15 protein-coding genes are annotated in these 16,378 nt (G+C 65.3%); 4 read left to right on the forward strand and 11 right to left on the reverse strand.

Going from position 1 to position 16,378, the window contains the following annotated elements:
* Positions 1–51: 51 nt before the first annotated feature.
* The 5 genes from H0X90_RS20360 to H0X90_RS20380 form a co-directional block, all read right to left on the reverse strand.
* Complete coding sequence (locus tag H0X90_RS20360; RefSeq protein ID WP_006476978.1) at positions 52–1,263, reverse strand: ribonucleotide-diphosphate reductase subunit beta; 1,212 nt, start codon at positions 1,261–1,263, stop codon at positions 52–54.
* 365 nt (positions 1,264–1,628) lie between these two features.
* Complete coding sequence (locus H0X90_RS20365) at positions 1,629–4,634, reverse strand: ribonucleoside-diphosphate reductase subunit alpha (RefSeq protein ID WP_006496756.1); 3,006 nt, start codon at positions 4,632–4,634, stop codon at positions 1,629–1,631.
* Positions 4,635–5,085: 451 nt separating this feature from the next.
* Positions 5,086–5,676, reverse strand: a complete 591-nt coding sequence (gene ampD, locus H0X90_RS20370; protein ID WP_196438161.1) for a 1,6-anhydro-N-acetylmuramyl-L-alanine amidase AmpD — start codon at positions 5,674–5,676, stop codon at positions 5,086–5,088.
* Positions 5,673–5,987: a PP0621 family protein gene (locus H0X90_RS20375; protein WP_006496759.1), complete on the reverse strand. Its 315-nt coding sequence runs from the start codon at positions 5,985–5,987 to the stop codon at positions 5,673–5,675. Before H0X90_RS20375 ends, ampD begins: the two co-directional genes overlap by 4 nt.
* A gap of 13 nt (positions 5,988–6,000) precedes the next feature.
* Entirely contained in the window at positions 6,001–6,894 is an 894-nt protein-coding gene (locus tag H0X90_RS20380) for an inner membrane protein YpjD (protein WP_006489256.1), read from the reverse strand.
* Between the two features lie 89 nt (positions 6,895–6,983).
* Here H0X90_RS20380 and ffh point away from each other — a divergent pair, with 89 nt between their 5' ends.
* The gene (gene ffh / locus H0X90_RS20385) at positions 6,984–8,351 is read left to right on the forward strand and encodes a signal recognition particle protein (RefSeq protein ID WP_006476982.1); all 1,368 of its coding nucleotides are present in this window, start codon (positions 6,984–6,986) and stop codon (positions 8,349–8,351) included.
* 94 nt (positions 8,352–8,445) lie between these two features.
* Complete coding sequence (locus tag H0X90_RS20390; protein WP_006489240.1) at positions 8,446–8,997, forward strand: hypoxanthine-guanine phosphoribosyltransferase; 552 nt, start codon at positions 8,446–8,448, stop codon at positions 8,995–8,997.
* Between the two features lie 80 nt (positions 8,998–9,077).
* Here H0X90_RS20390 and H0X90_RS20395 read toward each other — a convergent pair whose 3' ends face one another.
* Entirely contained in the window at positions 9,078–9,686 is a 609-nt protein-coding gene (locus H0X90_RS20395; RefSeq protein ID WP_006496761.1) for a MarC family protein, read from the reverse strand.
* Between the two features lie 21 nt (positions 9,687–9,707).
* On the reverse strand, positions 9,708–11,444 hold the full coding sequence (locus tag H0X90_RS20400) for a proline--tRNA ligase (protein WP_077189466.1): 1,737 nt from the start codon (positions 11,442–11,444) through the stop codon (positions 9,708–9,710).
* Positions 11,445–11,672: 228 nt separating this feature from the next.
* Between H0X90_RS20400 and H0X90_RS20405 the strand changes: the two genes are divergently transcribed.
* Together H0X90_RS20405 and H0X90_RS20410 are read left to right on the forward strand one after the other, a co-directional pair.
* Complete coding sequence (locus H0X90_RS20405; protein ID WP_006496762.1) at positions 11,673–12,317, forward strand: RNA pyrophosphohydrolase; 645 nt, start codon at positions 11,673–11,675, stop codon at positions 12,315–12,317.
* Between the two features lie 63 nt (positions 12,318–12,380).
* Complete coding sequence (locus tag H0X90_RS20410; RefSeq protein ID WP_006489238.1) at positions 12,381–12,938, forward strand: CNP1-like family protein; 558 nt, start codon at positions 12,381–12,383, stop codon at positions 12,936–12,938.
* A gap of 95 nt (positions 12,939–13,033) precedes the next feature.
* Here the strand turns inward: H0X90_RS20410 and proB are convergent, their stop codons facing one another.
* The 4 genes from proB to rplU all read right to left on the reverse strand — a co-directional run bounded on the left by proB (position 13,034) and on the right by rplU (position 16,140).
* Positions 13,034–14,152, reverse strand: a complete 1,119-nt coding sequence (gene proB / locus H0X90_RS20415) for a glutamate 5-kinase (protein ID WP_006476997.1) — start codon at positions 14,150–14,152, stop codon at positions 13,034–13,036.
* 89 nt (positions 14,153–14,241) lie between these two features.
* Entirely contained in the window at positions 14,242–15,354 is a 1,113-nt protein-coding gene (obgE, locus tag H0X90_RS20420) for a GTPase ObgE (protein ID WP_006489254.1), read from the reverse strand.
* Between the two features lie 186 nt (positions 15,355–15,540).
* On the reverse strand, positions 15,541–15,804 hold the full coding sequence (gene rpmA / locus H0X90_RS20425; RefSeq protein ID WP_006476999.1) for a 50S ribosomal protein L27: 264 nt from the start codon (positions 15,802–15,804) through the stop codon (positions 15,541–15,543).
* Between the two features lie 24 nt (positions 15,805–15,828).
* Positions 15,829–16,140 (reverse strand): 50S ribosomal protein L21, encoded by a 312-nt coding sequence (rplU, locus tag H0X90_RS20430; RefSeq protein ID WP_006025184.1) that lies wholly within the window; start codon positions 16,138–16,140, stop codon positions 15,829–15,831.
* Positions 16,141–16,378: the final 238 nt, after the last annotated feature.

Genomic DNA, 16,378 nt, shown 5'->3' on the forward strand with positions numbered 1-16,378 from the left:
GGCCGAGAGGCCACCGGCTGCTCCATCATGTAACGGGTTCGCTGCTGCGGGTTATTCCCAGGACAGCGCGCCCCCCGTCTGATACTCGATCACACGCGTCTCGAAGAAGTTGCGTTCCTTCTTCAGGTCGATCATCTCGCTCATCCACGGGAACGGGTTTTCCTCGTTCGGGAACAGCGGATCGAGGCCGATCTGCTGGCAACGGCGGTTGCTGATGAAGCGCAGATAGCTCTTGAACATCGACGCGTTCAAACCCAGCACGCCGCGCGGCATCGTGTCTTCGGCGTAGCGGTATTCGAGTTCGACAGCCTGCTTGAACAGCTCGCGGATCTCGGCGCGGAATTCCGCGGTCCAGAGATGCGGGTTCTCGAGCTTGATCTGGTTGATCAGGTCGATGCCGAAGTTGCAGTGCATCGACTCGTCGCGCAGGATGTACTGATATTGCTCTGCAGCACCCGTCATCTTGTTCTGGCGGCCGAGTGCGAGAATCTGCGTAAACCCGACATAGAAGAACAGGCCTTCCATGATGCAGGCGAACACGATCAGCGACTTCAGCAGCTTCTGATCCGCCTCGAGCGTGCCGGTCTTGAAGGCCGGGTCCGTCAGCGTATGAATGAACGGGATCAGGAATTCGTCCTTCGCGCGGATCGACGTGACCTCGTGATACGCGTTGAAGATCTCGCCTTCGTCGAGGCCGAGCGATTCGACGATGTATTGGTACGCGTGCGTGTGAATCGCTTCCTCGAACGCCTGGCGCAGCAGGAACTGCCGGCACTCGGGCGCCGTGATGTGGCGGTACGTGCCGAGCACGATGTTGTTCGCGGCGAGCGAGTCGGCCGTCACGAAGAAGCCGAGGTTGCGCTTCACGATGCGGCGCTCGTCCTCGGTCAGACCGTTCGGGTCCTTCCACAGTGCGATGTCGCGGGACATGTTGATTTCCTGCGGCATCCAGTGGTTCGCGCAACCGGCCAGATACTTTTCCCACGCCCACTTGTACTTGAACGGCACCAGCTGATTGACGTCAGTCTGGCCGTTGATGATGCGCTTGTCGGCGACATTGACCCGCGCTTCCGTACCGCCGGCGGGAACAGCCGATGCTTGCGGCGGCACCGCAAGATCGCCTTCGAAAATGTCACGGACCTGATGGGCGGCAGGCGTTGCAGCCTGCATTCCGACAGCCATCCCGGCGGAGGTGCGCATCGCGTTTTGCTGCGCTCCGCTCGCGGGGGTTACGGCAGTCTTCTCGTCATCCCAGTTGAGCATAAATTCTCACCATCAATTTAGAACGGTTTGTACCATCTTTTCCTGAGCGATAAAAGGGTTCGCTCACGAAAAATCCTTTTTTCGATTCGCGTTGCGACCTCGATACAACACTTTGAGCAACGCATCGTCGTTCATGCAGCGCGCGATGTGAGTCGCGCTTGTATCGCGAGGTGCGCTCGACGCATCGAACGCTGATCGAAACGCGACGCCGTCGGGGCTGTTTCGATCGCTTGTCACTGCCTGCAACGCAGGTGTCGCGTTACAGATTCCTTATCATTTTTTTAGTTGAGAGCGGCGCACACTGCAACCTCGATCGGTCGTCGTGTGCGCCGCGCAGGCCTGCTTCTCAGGTCAGGCGCACTGCGTTACTGGCACGCTTCGCATTCGTCGAAGCCGGGATCGCCCGGACGCATCGTGCACACCGGACCGTCCGCTTCGACCGGCGCGAGTGCCGGCGCCGCGTTGATCGCGCCCGACGATGCATCGCCGCCTGCCGCACCGAAACCGCCCGCCGCGCCTTGCGCGCCGCCGCTGCCCGAGCTGCCGCTGCCTGCACCGCCCGTCGGCACTGCGTTCAGCGCGCCGTGTGCGACCGTCGACTTCTCGACGTGCGTCGCCGCCATCGTGCGGAGGTAGTAGGTCGTCTTCAGGCCGCGCAGCCACGCGAGCTTGTAGACCTCGTCGAGCTTCTTGCCCGACGCGCCGCCCATGTAGATGTTCAGCGACTGCGCCTGGTCGATCCACTTCTGGCGACGCGACGCCGCTTCGACCAGCCACGTCGGGTCGACCTCGAACGCGGTCGCGTAGATCGCGCGCAGGTCGGCCGGGATGCGGTCGATGCGCGACAGCATGCCGTCGAAGTACTTCAGGTCGGCGACCATCACCTCGTCCCACAGGCCGCGTTCCTTCAGGTCGCGGACGAGATACTCGTTCACCACCGTGAATTCGCCCGACAGGTTCGACTTCACGTACAGGTTCTGGAAGGTCGGCTCGATACAGGCCGACACGCCGATGATGTTCGAGATCGTCGCCGTCGGCGCGATCGCGACGCAGTTCGAGTTGCGCATGCCGTGCGCGGCGATCCGCGAACGCAGCGTCGTCCAGTCGAGCGATTCCGACGTGTCGACCTCGACGTAGCCGCCGCGCGCTTCCGTCAGCAGCTTCAGCGTGTCCTGCGGGAGGATGCCGCGATCCCACAGCGAACCGCGGTAGCTCGAGTAGCGGCCGCGCTCTTCGGCCAGCTCGGTCGACGCGTAGTACGCGTAGTAGCAGACGGCTTCCATCGAACGGTCGGCGAACTCGACCGCCGCTTCCGACGCGTACGGCGTGCGCAGCAGGTGCAGGCAGTCCTGGAAGCCCATGATGCCCATGCCGACCGGGCGGTGCTTCAGGTTCGAGTTACGCGCCTTCGGCACCGCGTAGTAGTTGATGTCGATCACGTTGTCGAGCATGCGCATCGCGACGCTGATCGTGCGCTTCAGCTTGTCGTGGTCGAGCGCGTAGCTGCCGTCGGCCTGCTTCACCAGGTGGGCGACGAGGTTCACCGAGCCGAGGTTGCACACCGCGATTTCGGTGTCGCTCGTGTTCAGCGTGATTTCCGTGCACAGGTTCGACGAGTGGACGACGCCGACGTGCTGTTGCGGCGAGCGCACGTTGCACGGATCCTTGAACGTGATCCACGGGTGGCCCGTCTCGAACAGCATGCCGAGCATCTTGCGCCAGAGCTGCTGCGCCGGGATCTTCTTGAACAGCTTGATCTCGCCGCGCGCGACCTTGTCTTCGTAAGCCGTGTAAGCCTTCTCGAAATCGGCGCCGAACTTGTCGTGCAGGTCCGGGCAGGTCGACGGCGAGAACAACGTCCAGTCGGCGCCTTCCATCACGCGCTTCATGAACAGGTCGGGGATCCAGTTCGCCGTGTTCATGTCGTGCGTACGGCGACGGTCGTCACCGGTGTTCTTGCGCAGCTCCAGGAACTCCTCGATGTCGAGGTGCCACGATTCCAGGTACGCGCAGACCGCGCCCTTGCGCTTGCCGCCCTGGTTCACCGCGACGGCCGTGTCGTTCACGACCTTCAGGAACGGGACCACGCCTTGCGACTTGCCGTTCGTGCCCTTGATATGCGAGCCGAGTGCGCGCACGCGCGTCCAGTCGTTGCCGAGGCCGCCCGCGAACTTCGACAGCAGCGCGTTCTCCTTCAGCGCTTCATAGATGCCGTCGAGATCGTCCGCGACCGTCGTCAGGTAGCACGACGACAGCTGCGAGCGGTGCGTGCCCGAGTTGAACAGCGTCGGCGTCGAGCTCATGAAGTCGAAGCTCGACAGCACGTTGTAGAACTCGATCGCGCGCGTTTCGCGGTCGATCTCGTTCAGCGACAGGCCCATCGCGACGCGCATGAAGAATGCCTGCGGCATTTCGATACGGGTGCCGTCGACGTGCAGGAAGTAGCGGTCGTAGAGCGTCTGCAGGCCGAGGTAGCCGAACTGCAGGTCGCGGTTCGCGTCGAGGGCTTCGCCGAGGCGCTTCAGGTCGAACTGCAGCAGCTTGTCGTCGAGCAGGCCGGCGTCGACGCCGCGCTTCAGGAACTGCGGGAAGTATTCGGCGTAGCGGGTCGACATCTCGGCCTGCACGACTTCCTCGCCGAGGATCTCGCGGCGGATCGTGTGCAGCAGGATGCGGGCCGTGACCTGGCTGTATGCCGGATCCTTTTCGATCATCGTGCGCGCCGCGAGGATCGCCGAGTCGTAGACCTGGCTCATCGGCACGCCGTCGTACAGGTTCTTCACCGTCTCCGCGACGATCGGGTCAGGGTTAACCGCAGCGCCGAGGCCGTCGCACGCCGACACGATCAGCGCGCGCAGCGCGTTCAGGTCGAGCGGGCGCGTGACGCCGTTGTCGACGACGTTGATGCCGGTGGTCGACTCGCCGCCCGCGGCCGCCGCTTCCTCGCCCGCATGCTGGCGCTCGAGGTGACGCTTCTCGCGATACAGCACGTACGCACGCGCGACGTTGTGCTCGCCGCCGCGCATCAGCGCGAGTTCGACCTGGTCCTGGATGTCTTCGATATGGAACGTACCGCCGTTCGGGCGGCTGCGCACGAGCGCGCGAACGACGTTGTGCGTCAGTTGTTCGACCTGCTCGCGTACGCGCGCCGATGCCGCGCCCTGCCCGCCATTGACGGCCAGGAAAGCCTTGGTCACCGCGATCGCGATCTTCGAGGGTTCGAACGACACCACGCTGCCGTTGCGGCGGATCACCTTGTAGTCGGCGAACGTGGCCTGCGGCGCGAGCGCCTTCGCGCCCTGTTCGGTCCCGCCGAGCGGACGGCTCGAGGCGCTCTCGTACTGGGACGTCGCGTTGTCGGTGGTTTGCATGTGCAAAGCTCCTGGTGTTGGATGGTGCGGAGAGAACCGCGGATTAAAACGAACGCTGCGCAATGCGGTGCGCGAGCGGTAAGAGGCGAGCGATGCGCCGGGGAAGCCGGTTCGGTCGATGCGCGACAACCAAACCGGTCGTGTGCTTCGTCATGTATACCCTGCCCCGTCGATGTTCGCTGCGCTGATCGCGCCGCCCGGACCGCCCGGCCTGACGCGCCGCCCTGAGAACCCTGTCCGCCGGCGTGGCCGCCGGCTGGTGCCGCTCGGGTTTTCCCCTGCGACACACACTATATCTAGTACAGAACTACTCAACTGGCACCAAGTATAGTGGACATTCGGAGGACGTCCAAACGGATAATTTGCGATAGAGGTCTTGACATCGCTCACGCGCAGACACGGCAAGGCATTGGTCGGAGAAAAAACTTTCTCCGCTCAAAAAAACCCGCGATCAGTGCTGACGGAAAGGAAAGTATTCGGCGGAAAAACCGGCATCGCTCGCGAAGCGTTGCCAATCGAAATGCGGGCCCGGGTCGGTCTTGCGGCCCGGTGCGACGTCCGAATGCCCGGCGAACGCGTCGACCGGGTAGCGCGCGGCGAGCGCGCGGGAGAGCGCGGCGAGCACCGCGTATTGCGCATCGTCGAACGGCACGTCGTCCGCGCCCTCGAGCTCGATGCCGATCGAGAAGTCGTTGCAGCGCGTGCGGCCGAAGAACTCGGACGCGCCCGCGTGCCACGCGCGCTCGTCGCACGACACGAACTGCACGAGCTCGCCGCCGCGGCGGATCAGGAAATGGGCGGACACGCGCACGCCGCGCCGGTGGCTCTGGTAATAGGGGTGCGCATCGCAGTCGAGGCGATTCAGGAACAGCGCCTCGATCGCGTCGCCGCCGAATTCGCCGGGCGGCAGGCTGATGTTGTGGACGACCACGAGCGTCGGCACCGCACCCGCGGGCCGCATCTCGAAGTTCGGCGACGGCGCATGGCGCGCTTCGCGCACCCAGCCGTTCGCGTCGACCGACAACGCCGGCGCGTCGCTCATCGCGCGTCGCGGCCGTTCACGCGCGCGGCGTGGCGCTGCGCATGCTCGACGCTGCAGAAGTATTCGCCGCTCGCGGCCACGGCGTCGCCCTTCGGCGCATGCACGCCGCATTCGGCGCAGCGCACCATCGGTTCCGGCAGCGACCGCGCGTCGCCGTTCGGGCGCGCGGCGCCGGCGCCAGCACCGGGCGCACCGTCGTAACCGGCGCCGCGGCCGGCGCGCGCCTGCGCCTGTTCCTGCGCGTGGCGCAGCTTGCGCGCGAGCCACGAACCCGCGAAGAAGAGAAGGATCAGGAGAAGAATCTGTCGCATCGGAAACCTGCGGTCAAACCACGGAGCGGTGCAGCAGCACCTCGAAAACGAACCGGCTGCCGACATACGCGAGCAGCAGCGCGGCGAACGACACGAGCACCCAGCGCGCGGCGCCGCGGCCGCGCCAGCCCGACGTCTTGCGGGCAACCAGCAGGCCGCCGAACATCAGCCACGACAGGATCGCGAACACCGTCTTGTGGTCGAGCCGCAACATGCGCGCGTCGACCTGCTCGCTGAACAGGATGCCCGACGCGAGTGTCAGCGTCAGCAGCACGAAGCCGGCGCCGATCAGGCGGAACAGCAGCTTCTCGAGCGTGAGCAGCGGCGGCAGCGTTTCGAGCCAGCTCGCGATCCAGCCCGTCGAGCCGTCGCGCCCACCGCTTCTCAGCGACTGCAGGCGACGCTCGACCATCAGCATCAGGATCGCGTGCAGCGCGGCGATCGCGAACAGCCCGTAGGCGATGTTCGCGATCAGGAAATGCAGCTTGAACAGCGGCGCTGCGGCATAAGGAAGCACCCGCACGCCGCCGAACACGAGCGGCAGCAGCGACGCGCCGCACGCGAGCGGCAGCACCAGCAGGCGCAGGCTGTCGAGCGGGAAGAAGAAGCTCTCGATCCAGTAGATGCCGGCGCCGAGCCAGAACATCGCCGACAGCGCGAACGCGAAGCCGAACACCATCGCGTCGTTCGGAAAGATCGTCATGTGGAGCAGCACGCCGTGCGCGACCAGCGCGGCGAACAGCAGCGCGCGGCCGGCCCCGCTCATCCCGGACGCGGCGGACGCCGGAACCGGCACGGCCGGCACGCTCGCGACGAGCGGCGTCGCGCCCTGGCGGTGCGAGCGCCAGCCTGCGACGGCGAGGCCGCCGTACAGGAATGCGGTGAGGGCATACAGTACAATATCCATGTTCGAAGTTTACACTAGGCCCCCTTCCCGCGACGGCTCCCTTTGTTCGGTTCCGCCGCGCCTTCGGGCCCCACTGTCCATCGCTCCCCATGCTCGACAATCTCACTCAACGGATGGCGCGCGTCGTCAAGACGCTGCGCGGCGAGGCCCGGCTCACCGAGGCGAACACGCAGGAGATGCTCCGCGAGGTGCGTCTCGCGCTGCTGGAAGCCGACGTGTCGCTGCCGGTCGTTCGCGAATTCATCGCCAAGGTCAAGGAAAAGGCGCTCGGCGAAGAAGTGATCAGCAGCCTGTCGCCGGGCCAGGCGCTCGTCGGCGTGGTCCAGAAGGAACTGACCGCCGTGATCGGCGGCGACTACGAAGGCAAGGCCGCCGAGCTGAACCTCGCGGTCACGCCACCCGCCGTGATCCTGATGGCCGGCCTGCAGGGCGCGGGCAAGACCACGACCGTCGGCAAGCTCGCGAAGCTGCTGCGCGAGAAGTACAAGAAGAAGGTGCTGACCGTGTCGTGCGACGTGTATCGCCCGGCCGCGATCATGCAGCTGAAAACGGTGACCGAGCAGGTCGGCGCCGACTTCTTCCCGTCCACGCCGGACCAGAAGCCCGTCGACATCGCGCTCGCCGCCGTCGACTGGGCGAAGCGCCACTACCATGACGTGCTGCTCGTCGACACGGCCGGCCGCCTCGGCATCGACGAGGCGATGATGCAGGAAATCGCCGCGCTGCACGGCACGCTGAAGCCGGCCGAAACGCTGTTCGTCGTCGACGCGATGCTCGGCCAGGACGCGGTCAACACCGCGAAGGCGTTCAACGACACGCTGCCGCTCACCGGCGTCGTGCTGACCAAGCTCGACGGCGACTCGCGCGGCGGCGCCGCGCTGTCGGTGCGTCACGTCACGGGCAAGCCGATCAAGTTCGTCGGCGTCGCCGAGAAGCTCGACGGCCTCGAGGTGTTCCACCCCGACCGGATGGCGAACCGGATCCTCGGCATGGGCGACATCCTCGCGCTCGTCGAGGAGGCGCAGCGCGGCGTCGATGTCCAGGCCGCGCAGAAGCTCGCCGACAAGGTCAAGAAAGGCGGCGATTTCGACCTGAACGATTTCCGCGCGCAGATCTCGCAGATGAAGAACATGGGCGGCCTGTCGTCGCTGATGGATAAGCTCCCCGCGCAGTTCCAGCAGGCGGCGGCCGGCGCCGACATGGGCCAGGCCGAAAAGTCGATCCGCCGGATGGAAGGGATCATCAGCTCGATGACGCCCGCCGAGCGCGCGAAACCCGAGATCATCAAGGCGACGCGCAAGCGCCGCATTGCAGCCGGCGCGGGCGTGCCGGTGCAGGAAGTCAACCGGATGCTGAACCAGTACGACCAGATGCGTACGATGATGAAGAAGCTGAAGGGCGGCAACATGCAGAAGATGATGCGCGGCCTGAAGGGCATGATGCCCGGCATGCGCTGATTTCGCCCGTCGGCCGGCGCGCGGGTTTTTGCCGTAGCGCGCGCCTGCCGTTCTGCTTCATTCTTATTTGTATACCGACTGCCCGCCAGAACACATGAACCGCGAAGAAGCCCTCCACATTTTCGACCACTCCGAAGAGATCGTCTCGGCCGACGCCGTCAACGCGTCGATCTCGAAGATGGCCGACGCGATCCGCGCCGAGATCGGCGACGCGTTCCCGCTCGTTCTCTCGGTGATGGGCGGCGCCGCGGTGTTTACCGGGATGCTGCTGCCGCATCTCGATTTCCCGCTCGAATTCGACTACATCCACCTGACCCGCTACCGCAACACGACGCAGGGCAGCCCGGAGATGCACTGGCGCGTCGCGCCGCGCGAATCGGTGAAGGACCGCATCGTGCTCGTACTCGACGACATCCTCGACGAAGGCGAGACGATGGCCGCGATCCGCGACCGCATCCTCGACATGGGCGCGCAGCGTTTCATGTCGGCCGTGCTGTGCGAGAAGACGCTCGCGAAGGCGAAACCGCTGCACCCGGACTTCTGCGGCTTCTCGGTGCCTGACCGCTACGTGTTCGGCTGCGGGATGGACGCGAAGGGCTACTGGCGCAACCTGCCGACGATCCGCGCGCTGACCGCGAACGTCTGATCGCCGCCCTGCCCGCCATATAAACAGAAAGCGGCGCGCCGGTTTCCCGGCGCGCCGCTTTTTTTCGTCGACCGCCCGCGCTACGGCTGCAACTGGTGCACGAACGCGCGAATGCCCGCGAGCAGCATCTCGACCGAGATCGCGACGAGCACGAGGCCCATCAGCCGCTCGAACGCCGCGACGGTCCGTTCGCCGAGCCACGCCTGAATCCTTTCGGCCAGCACCAGCGTGATCGCGCAGACGATCATCGTGACCGTCAGCGCGCCGACCCACTCGAACATCTTGCCCGGCGCCTGCGACGTCAGCAGCATCACCGTCGCGAGCGCGGACGGCCCGGCCAGCGCCGGAATCGCGAGCGGCACGATGAACGGCTCGCCGCCCGCGCGCGGATCGCTGCCGAGCGCGCCGTCCGGATGCGGGAAGATCATCCGCAGCGCGATCAGGAACAGCACGATCCCGCCGCCGAGCCGCAGCGACAGGTCGGTGAGGCTCATCATCCGCAGGAAGCGGTCGCCGACCACCATGAAGAACAGCAGGATCACGAACGCGATCCCCACTTCACGCAGGATCAGCTTCACGCGCCGCTCGCGCGGCACATCCCGCATCGCCGAAATGAACAGCGGGATGTTGCCGAGCGGATCCGTGATCAGCACGAGGAGCACGGTGGCCGACAGGAACGTGTATTCCATCGTGTCCCCCGGTCGCCGCGCTTAGTGCGCGAGCGCGGCGCGGATCTTCTCGGCGACCGTCGCCGCGGCCGTGTCGGCCGGCAGCAGCGTCGCTTCGGCATCGCGGCGGCCCTGGTACTCGATCTTGCCTTCCTTCAGGCCGCGCTCGCCGATCACCAGACGATGCGGCACGCCGATCAGTTCCCAGTCGGCGAACATCACCCCCGGGCGCTCGCCGCGATCGTCGAGGATCACGTCGATGCCGGCCGCGACGAGTTCCGCGTACAGCTTGTCGGCCGTCTCGCGCACCAGGTCGCTGCGGTCATAGCCCATCGGGCACAGCACGACCTCGAACGGCGCGATCGACTCCGGCCAGATGATGCCGCGGTCGTCGAAGTTCTGTTCGATCGCCGCGCCGAGAATACGCGTGATGCCGATGCCGTAGCAGCCCATCAGCATCGGCTGCGGCTTGCCCGACTCGTCGAGGAACGTCGCGCCCATCGCTTCCGAGTACTTGGTGCCGAGCTGGAACACGTGGCCGACTTCGATGCCGCGGCAGATGTCGATCACGCCCTTGCCGTCCGGCGACGGATCGCCCTTCTTCACGTTGCGCACGTCGGCGACGTCCGGCTCCGGCAGGTCGCGGCCCCAGTTCACGCCGGCGATGTGATAGTCGACCTCGTTCGCACCGACGACGAAGTCGCTCATGTTCGCGACCGTGCGGTCGGCGATCACCTTCACCGGCTTCTTCGTGCCGACCGGGCCGAGGTAGCCCGGCGGCGTGCCGAACCACTCGACGATTTCCTGCTCGGTCGCGAAGCGATGGTTCTTCAGGCCCGGCAGCTTCGACACCTTGATCTCGTTCAGGTCGTGGTCGCCGCGCAGCATCACGAGCCAGATGGTCGGCTCGGCGCCTTCGTTGTCGGTCGCGAGCACGATCGACTTGATCGTGCGCTCGAGCGGGATCGACAGCAGTTCGGCGACGGCCTCGCACTTCGCCTTGCCGGGCGTCGCGACCTTTTCCATCGCTTCGGCGGGCGCCGCGCGCTCGCCAATCAGCGGCAGCGCTTCGGCCGCCTCGACGTTCGCTGCGAACTCGGACGTCGGGCAGTACGCGATCGCGTCCTCGCCGGTGTCGGCGATCACGTGGAACTCGTGCGAGAAGTTGCCGCCGATCGAGCCGCTGTCGGCCGCGACCGCGCGAAACTCGAGGCCGAGGCGCGAGAAGATGCGCACGTACGCGTCGTACATCTTGCGGTACGACTCGTTCAGGCCGGCCGCATCCTTGTCGAACGAATACGCGTCCTTCATGATGAATTCGCGGCCGCGCATCACGCCGAAGCGCGGACGGATCTCGTCGCGGAACTTCGTCTGGATCTGGTAGAAGTTCACCGGCATCTGCCGGTAGCTCTTGATCTGGTTGCGCGCGATGTCGGTGACGACTTCCTCGTGCGTCGGCCCGATCACGAAATCGTTGTCCTTGCGGTCCTTGAAGCGCAGCAGCTCGGGGCCGTACTGCTCCCAGCGACCCGACTCCTGCCACAGCTCGGCCGGTTGCACGGCCGGCATCAGCAGCTCGATGGCGCCCGCCCGGTTCATTTCCTCGCGCACGATCGCCTCGACCTTGCGAATCGAACGCAGGCCGACCGGCAGGTAGTTGTAGATGCCGCCGGCGACGCGACGGATCATGCCGGCGCGGACCATCAGCTTGTGGCTGACGATCTCTGCGTCGGCGGGTGCCTCTTTCAGGGTGCCGATAAAGAAACGGGAAGCTTTCATGCGGACGGTTCCAAAAACGGCGCCCCCAGGCGGGGCGCCCGAAAAAGTTTCAAGGTGAAAAAGCTGCGCGCGGCGAACAACGAGGGACGACGATGGCGCAGACGACGTAGCAGACTAATCAGGGACAATTCAGCCGGCGTACCCCGCGCGGATTCGCTCCGTCACGGTGCGCAGCGCCCGTTATCTGTTTATAATCAAAGCAATTTTAAAGGATTCGAAGGTGGTTGTATGCTGGATCGTGAAGGCTTTCGCCCGAACGTCGGCATCATCCTCTTGAACGCGCGCAACGAGGTGTTTTGGGGCAAGCGGCTCCGCGAGCATTCCTGGCAGTTTCCTCAAGGTGGGATCAAGTACGGCGAGACCCCCATGCAGGCGATGTACCGGGAACTGCACGAGGAAACGGGCCTGCATCCGGAACACGTCAAGATAATCGGCCGCACTCGCGACTGGTTGCGTTACGAGGTGCCTGACAAGTTCATCAAACGCGAAGTACGCGGTCATTACCGCGGCCAGAAGCAGATCTGGTTCCTGCTGCGGATGGTTGGACGCGATTGCGACATTTGCTTGCGCGCGACCGACCACCCGGAGTTCGATGCGTGGCGCTGGAACGAGTACTGGGTGCCGCTCGATGCGGTGATCGAGTTCAAGCGGGATGTCTATCAGTTGGCGCTGACGGAACTGTCGCGCTTCCTGCGCCGCCCGGCGCAGCGAGCCGAGAAGCCGCGCGGGCCGCGTGTGTCGCGCTATCCGCGCGTCATCGGCGCACAGGCCCAGACGCTGACGATTGTCGACGCATCGGTAGTCTGTTCGGAGATCGAAGTGGAGGCGAGCACGCTCGACGAGATGCCGCCCCGCGTGATCGTCGGCAAATGACGAGTCGGACTGCATGACCGGGCGCGACCTTGTGTCGCGCCCTTTTTTTACGAGGAATGCATATTGAAAGCGATTGCTCTCGCGCTCGCATCGATCGCCGCGCTGGCCGCCCTGGCCGGCTGCGCGAACTCGAAAGCGCCGTCCAACAAGGATGACAGCGAGTTCGTGTACCTGCTCGACCGTCAGGGAAGCTGGAAGGAAAATACCGTCGACACGCTGCCGCCGCTGCCGCAAACGGGCGATCTGCTGCCGTTCAACGTGTCGCAGAACACGCCACTCAAGTTCTTCGTCGATGCGAAGTCGCTCGACGTCGGCACCGACGGCGTCGTGCGCTACGCAGTCGTCATCACGAGCCCGGCCGGTGCCCGCAACGTGAACTACGAAGGCATCCGCTGCGACACCTACGAATGGCGCCAGTACGCGGGCCTGAACGCCGACCACAACGGCTGGGATCGCACGGTCGAGAACGACTGGCGGCGCATCGAGAACGGCGAGCTGAACGCCTACCACTCCGCGCTCTACCAGGACTACTTCTGCGCGAACAAGATGCCGCAGGGCTCGACCCGGCAGATCCTCGAAAACATCCGGTTCCACCGCACCGCGATGACGCAGTTGCGCTGACGGTACGCGATGCGGGCCGCCCGCATCGTCCCGCCGCACGAAAAAGCCCGCATTGCGCGGGCTTTTTCATTTGAACGACGGCACCCGGCCGGCGATCACACCAGCACGAGGTTGTCGCGATGAATCAGTTCGGGCTCCAGCATGTAGCCGAGCACGGTCTCGATCTCGCCGCTCGGCTTGCGGTGAATCAGCTTCGTTTCCGCACTGCTGTAGTTCGTGAGCCCGCGCGCCACCTCGCGCCCGTCCGGGCCGACACATGCGATGACTTCGCCGCGCGCGAATGCGCCCTGCACGTCGATCACGCCGATCGGCAGCAGGCTCTTGCCGCCGGCCGTCAGCTTCTCGACCGCGCCCGCGTCGATCACGACGTGGCCGCGGACCTGCAGATGGTCGGCCATCCATTGCTTGCGTGCCGCCATCCGCGCGGTCCGTGCGATCAGTTGCGTGCCGATCGCCTCGCCGGCCGCCAGACGCACGAGCACGTCGGCCTCCCGGCCGCTCGCGATCACGGTATTCGCGCCGCTGTGCGCCGCACGCTTCGCCGCGAGGATCTTCGTCAGCATCCCGCCGCGACCGAGACTCGAACCCGCGCCGCCTGCCATCGCCTCGAGCTCGGGGGCGCCCGCATTGGCCTCGCCGACGAGCGTCGCATTCGGGTCCTTGCGCGGATCGGCCGTAAACAGCCCCGACTGGTCGGTGAGGATGATCAGCGCGTCGCCTTCGATCAGGTTCGCGACGAGCGCGCCGAGCGTGTCGTTGTCGCCGAACTTGATTTCGTCGGTGACGACCGTGTCGTTTTCGTTGATGATCGGCACGACGCCGAGCCGCAGCAGCGTGAGCAGCGTCGAACGCGCATTCAGGTAGCGCTCGCGGTCCGCCAGATCGGCATGCGTGAGCAGGATCTGCGCAGTGCGGATGCCGTGCTCGGTGAAGCGGCTTTCGTAGACTTGCGCGAGCCCCATCTGGCCGACCGCGGCGGCGGCCTGCAGCTCGTCGATTTCCCGCGGCCGCTTGCTCCAGCCGAGCCGCTGCATACCTTCGGCAATCGCGCCCGAACTGACGAGCACGACTTCCTTGCCCTGCGCACGCAGCGCAGCGATCTGGGCCGCCCAGCGGCCGATTGCAGCATGATCGAGCCCCTTGCCGTCGTTGGTCACGAGGCTGGAGCCCACCTTCACCACCAATCGCTTCGAATCCGCGATGATCGAACGCATCCTGCACTGTCTCCTGTATCTGATGCCTGCCCGGCCGGGCGCGATTGAACGCCAACGCCGGGCGGCACGCCCGGCGCGTTGGCGAACGCTCAGGCGTCGTCGCCCGGCGTCGCGCCGCCCTTCGCCGGCGGCGCATCGCGGAAACGCACGTCGGCCGCGAGATCCTCCGCCTCCGCCGCGCGATGCGCGTCCGAATGCTCGGAAAGGTAGTCGTAGATCGCGTAGCACAGCGCTTCGCAGCCCTGGCCCGTCAGCGCCGAGATCTCGAACACGGGGCCGTCCCAGCCGAAGCGGTCGAGGAAATCCGCGACGCGCGCCTCGCGCTCGTCTTCCGGCACCATGTCCAGCTTGTTGAGCACGAGCCAGCGCGGCTTCTCGTAGAGCGCCTCGTCGTACTTGCGCAGCTCGCCGACGATCGCCGTCGCTTCCGCGACCGGATCGACGCTTTCGTCGAACGGCGCGAGATCGACCAGATGCAGCAGCACACCGGTACGCTGCAGGTGGCGCAGGAATTGATGCCCGAGGCCCGCGCCTTCGGCCGCGCCTTCGATCAGCCCCGGGATATCGGCGATCACGAAGCTCTTGCTCGGACCGACCCGCACCACACCGAGATTCGGCGCGAGCGTCGTGAACGGGTAGTCGGCGATCTTCGGCTTCGCGTTCGACACCGACGAGATGAAGGTCGACTTGCCCGCGTTCGGCATGCCGAGCAGGCCGACGTCGGCGAGCACCTTCAGCTCGAGCTTCAGCATGCGCCGCTCGCCCGGCTTGCCGTCCGTCTTCTGGCGCGGCGCGCGGTTCGTGCTCGACTTGAAATGCAGGTTGCCGAGGCCGCCGGCGCCGCCCTGCGCGAGCATCACCCGCTGGTCGTGCTCGGTCAGGTCGGCGATCAGCTCGCCCGTGTCCATGTCGCTGATGATGGTGCCGACCGGCATGCGCAGCGTGACATCGTCGCCGCCCTTGCCGTAGCAATCCGAGCCGCGACCGTTTTCGCCGTTGCGCGCGAGGTGCTTCTTCGCGTAACGGTAGTCGATCAGCGTGTTGATGTTGCGGTCGGCGATCGCGTAAACGCTACCGCCGCGGCCGCCGTCGCCACCGTCCGGACCGCCGAACGGGACGAATTTCTCGCGGCGCATCGACGCGCTGCCATCGCCTCCGTCGCCGGCGATGACTTCGATTCGTGCTTCGTCAATGAACTTCATTCGTCACTCCGCCCAGTATTTCCGCTATTGTGCCGCGCGCCGGCACGCTTGAACAATCTGCCGTTCGGCCGATCGTACGCCGCTCGCGCGAGGGTCGCCGGCCCGCATTTGCAGGCGGCGACCCAATAAAAAAGGCCCCGCGAAGACTGCGGGGCCTTTCGGCTACGAAGCCCGTGGGTGCCTGACTTAGGCAGCCGCCGGGACGACGATGACCAGATGCTTCTTGTCCGCGCCCTTCGTCGCGAACTTGACGTGACCGTCGACCAGCGCGAACAGGGTGTGATCCTTGCCCATGCCGACGTTCTCGCCAGCGTGCATGCGCGTACCGCGCTGACGCACGATGATGCCGCCGGCATTGATTGCCTGGCCGCCGTACACTTTCACGCCGAGACGTTTCGACTCGGAGTCGCGGCCGTTCCGGGAAGAGCCGCCTGCCTTTTTGTGTGCCATCTGATTGCTCCTTTACCGAGGCGCTTACGCGTTGATCGCGTCGATGCGCAGCTCAGTGTAGTTCTGGCGGTGGCCGCCGTGCTTTTGGTAGTGCTTCCGGCGACGCATCTTGAAGATGGTGACCTTGGCATGACGACCGTGCGACACAACGGTGGCCTTGACGGAAGCCCCACTGACCAGCGGCGTACCGAACTTAATCGATTCGCCTTCGCCCACTGCGAGAACCTGGTCGAGCGTGATTTCAGCGTCAATGTCAGCCGGTATCTGTTCTACTTTGAGTTTTTCGCCAACGGCAACCTTGTACTGCTTGCCGCCGGTTTTTATGACCGCGTACATTGAGAACCTCACTCTGGATCCAATTTTTCCGCACACCACGCGCGGAAAACACGTGATTATACATGGGGTTAGCACCGAAGTCAAAACCGATCGACGATTACCGCGCGCGGGCCTCGGCCAGACGGTCAAAATCGCGCTGCCGGTACGTCTGACAGACCGGCATATCGCGGATTCGACTTATAATCCGCCGCACCACCCAATTCCATCATCATGTCGTCGTCCACCGCCTCCCCCACCC

This window comes from Burkholderia sp. 9775_39 (assembly GCF_015712225.1).
GTDB classification, from domain to species: domain Bacteria; phylum Pseudomonadota; class Gammaproteobacteria; order Burkholderiales; family Burkholderiaceae; genus Burkholderia; species Burkholderia cenocepacia.

Bases quoted from the DNA above. Each gene is read 5' to 3' on its own strand.
- H0X90_RS20380 (WP_006489256.1), bottom strand. From the start codon at position 6,894: ATGGATATTGTACTGTATGCCCTCACCGCATTCCTGTACGGCGGCCTC.
- H0X90_RS20365 (WP_006496756.1), bottom strand. From the start codon at position 4,634: ATGCAAACCACCGACAACGCGACGTCCCAGTACGAGAGCGCCTCGAGC.
- H0X90_RS20360 (WP_006476978.1), bottom strand. From the start codon at position 1,263: ATGCTCAACTGGGATGACGAGAAGACTGCCGTAACCCCCGCGAGCGGA.
- H0X90_RS20375 (WP_006496759.1), bottom strand. From the start codon at position 5,987: ATGCGACAGATTCTTCTCCTGATCCTTCTCTTCTTCGCGGGTTCGTGG.
- H0X90_RS20395 (WP_006496761.1), bottom strand. From the start codon at position 9,686: ATGGAATACACGTTCCTGTCGGCCACCGTGCTCCTCGTGCTGATCACG.
- ffh (WP_006476982.1), top strand. From the start codon at position 6,984: ATGCTCGACAATCTCACTCAACGGATGGCGCGCGTCGTCAAGACGCTG.
- rplU (WP_006025184.1), bottom strand. From the start codon at position 16,140: ATGTACGCGGTCATAAAAACCGGCGGCAAGCAGTACAAGGTTGCCGTT.
- ampD (WP_196438161.1), bottom strand. From the start codon at position 5,676: ATGAGCGACGCGCCGGCGTTGTCGGTCGACGCGAACGGCTGGGTGCGC.
- obgE (WP_006489254.1), bottom strand. From the start codon at position 15,354: ATGAAGTTCATTGACGAAGCACGAATCGAAGTCATCGCCGGCGACGGA.
- H0X90_RS20390 (WP_006489240.1), top strand. From the start codon at position 8,446: ATGAACCGCGAAGAAGCCCTCCACATTTTCGACCACTCCGAAGAGATC.
- rpmA (WP_006476999.1), bottom strand. From the start codon at position 15,804: ATGGCACACAAAAAGGCAGGCGGCTCTTCCCGGAACGGCCGCGACTCC.
- H0X90_RS20400 (WP_077189466.1), bottom strand. From the start codon at position 11,444: ATGAAAGCTTCCCGTTTCTTTATCGGCACCCTGAAAGAGGCACCCGCC.
- H0X90_RS20405 (WP_006496762.1), top strand. From the start codon at position 11,673: ATGCTGGATCGTGAAGGCTTTCGCCCGAACGTCGGCATCATCCTCTTG.
- proB (WP_006476997.1), bottom strand. From the start codon at position 14,152: ATGCGTTCGATCATCGCGGATTCGAAGCGATTGGTGGTGAAGGTGGGC.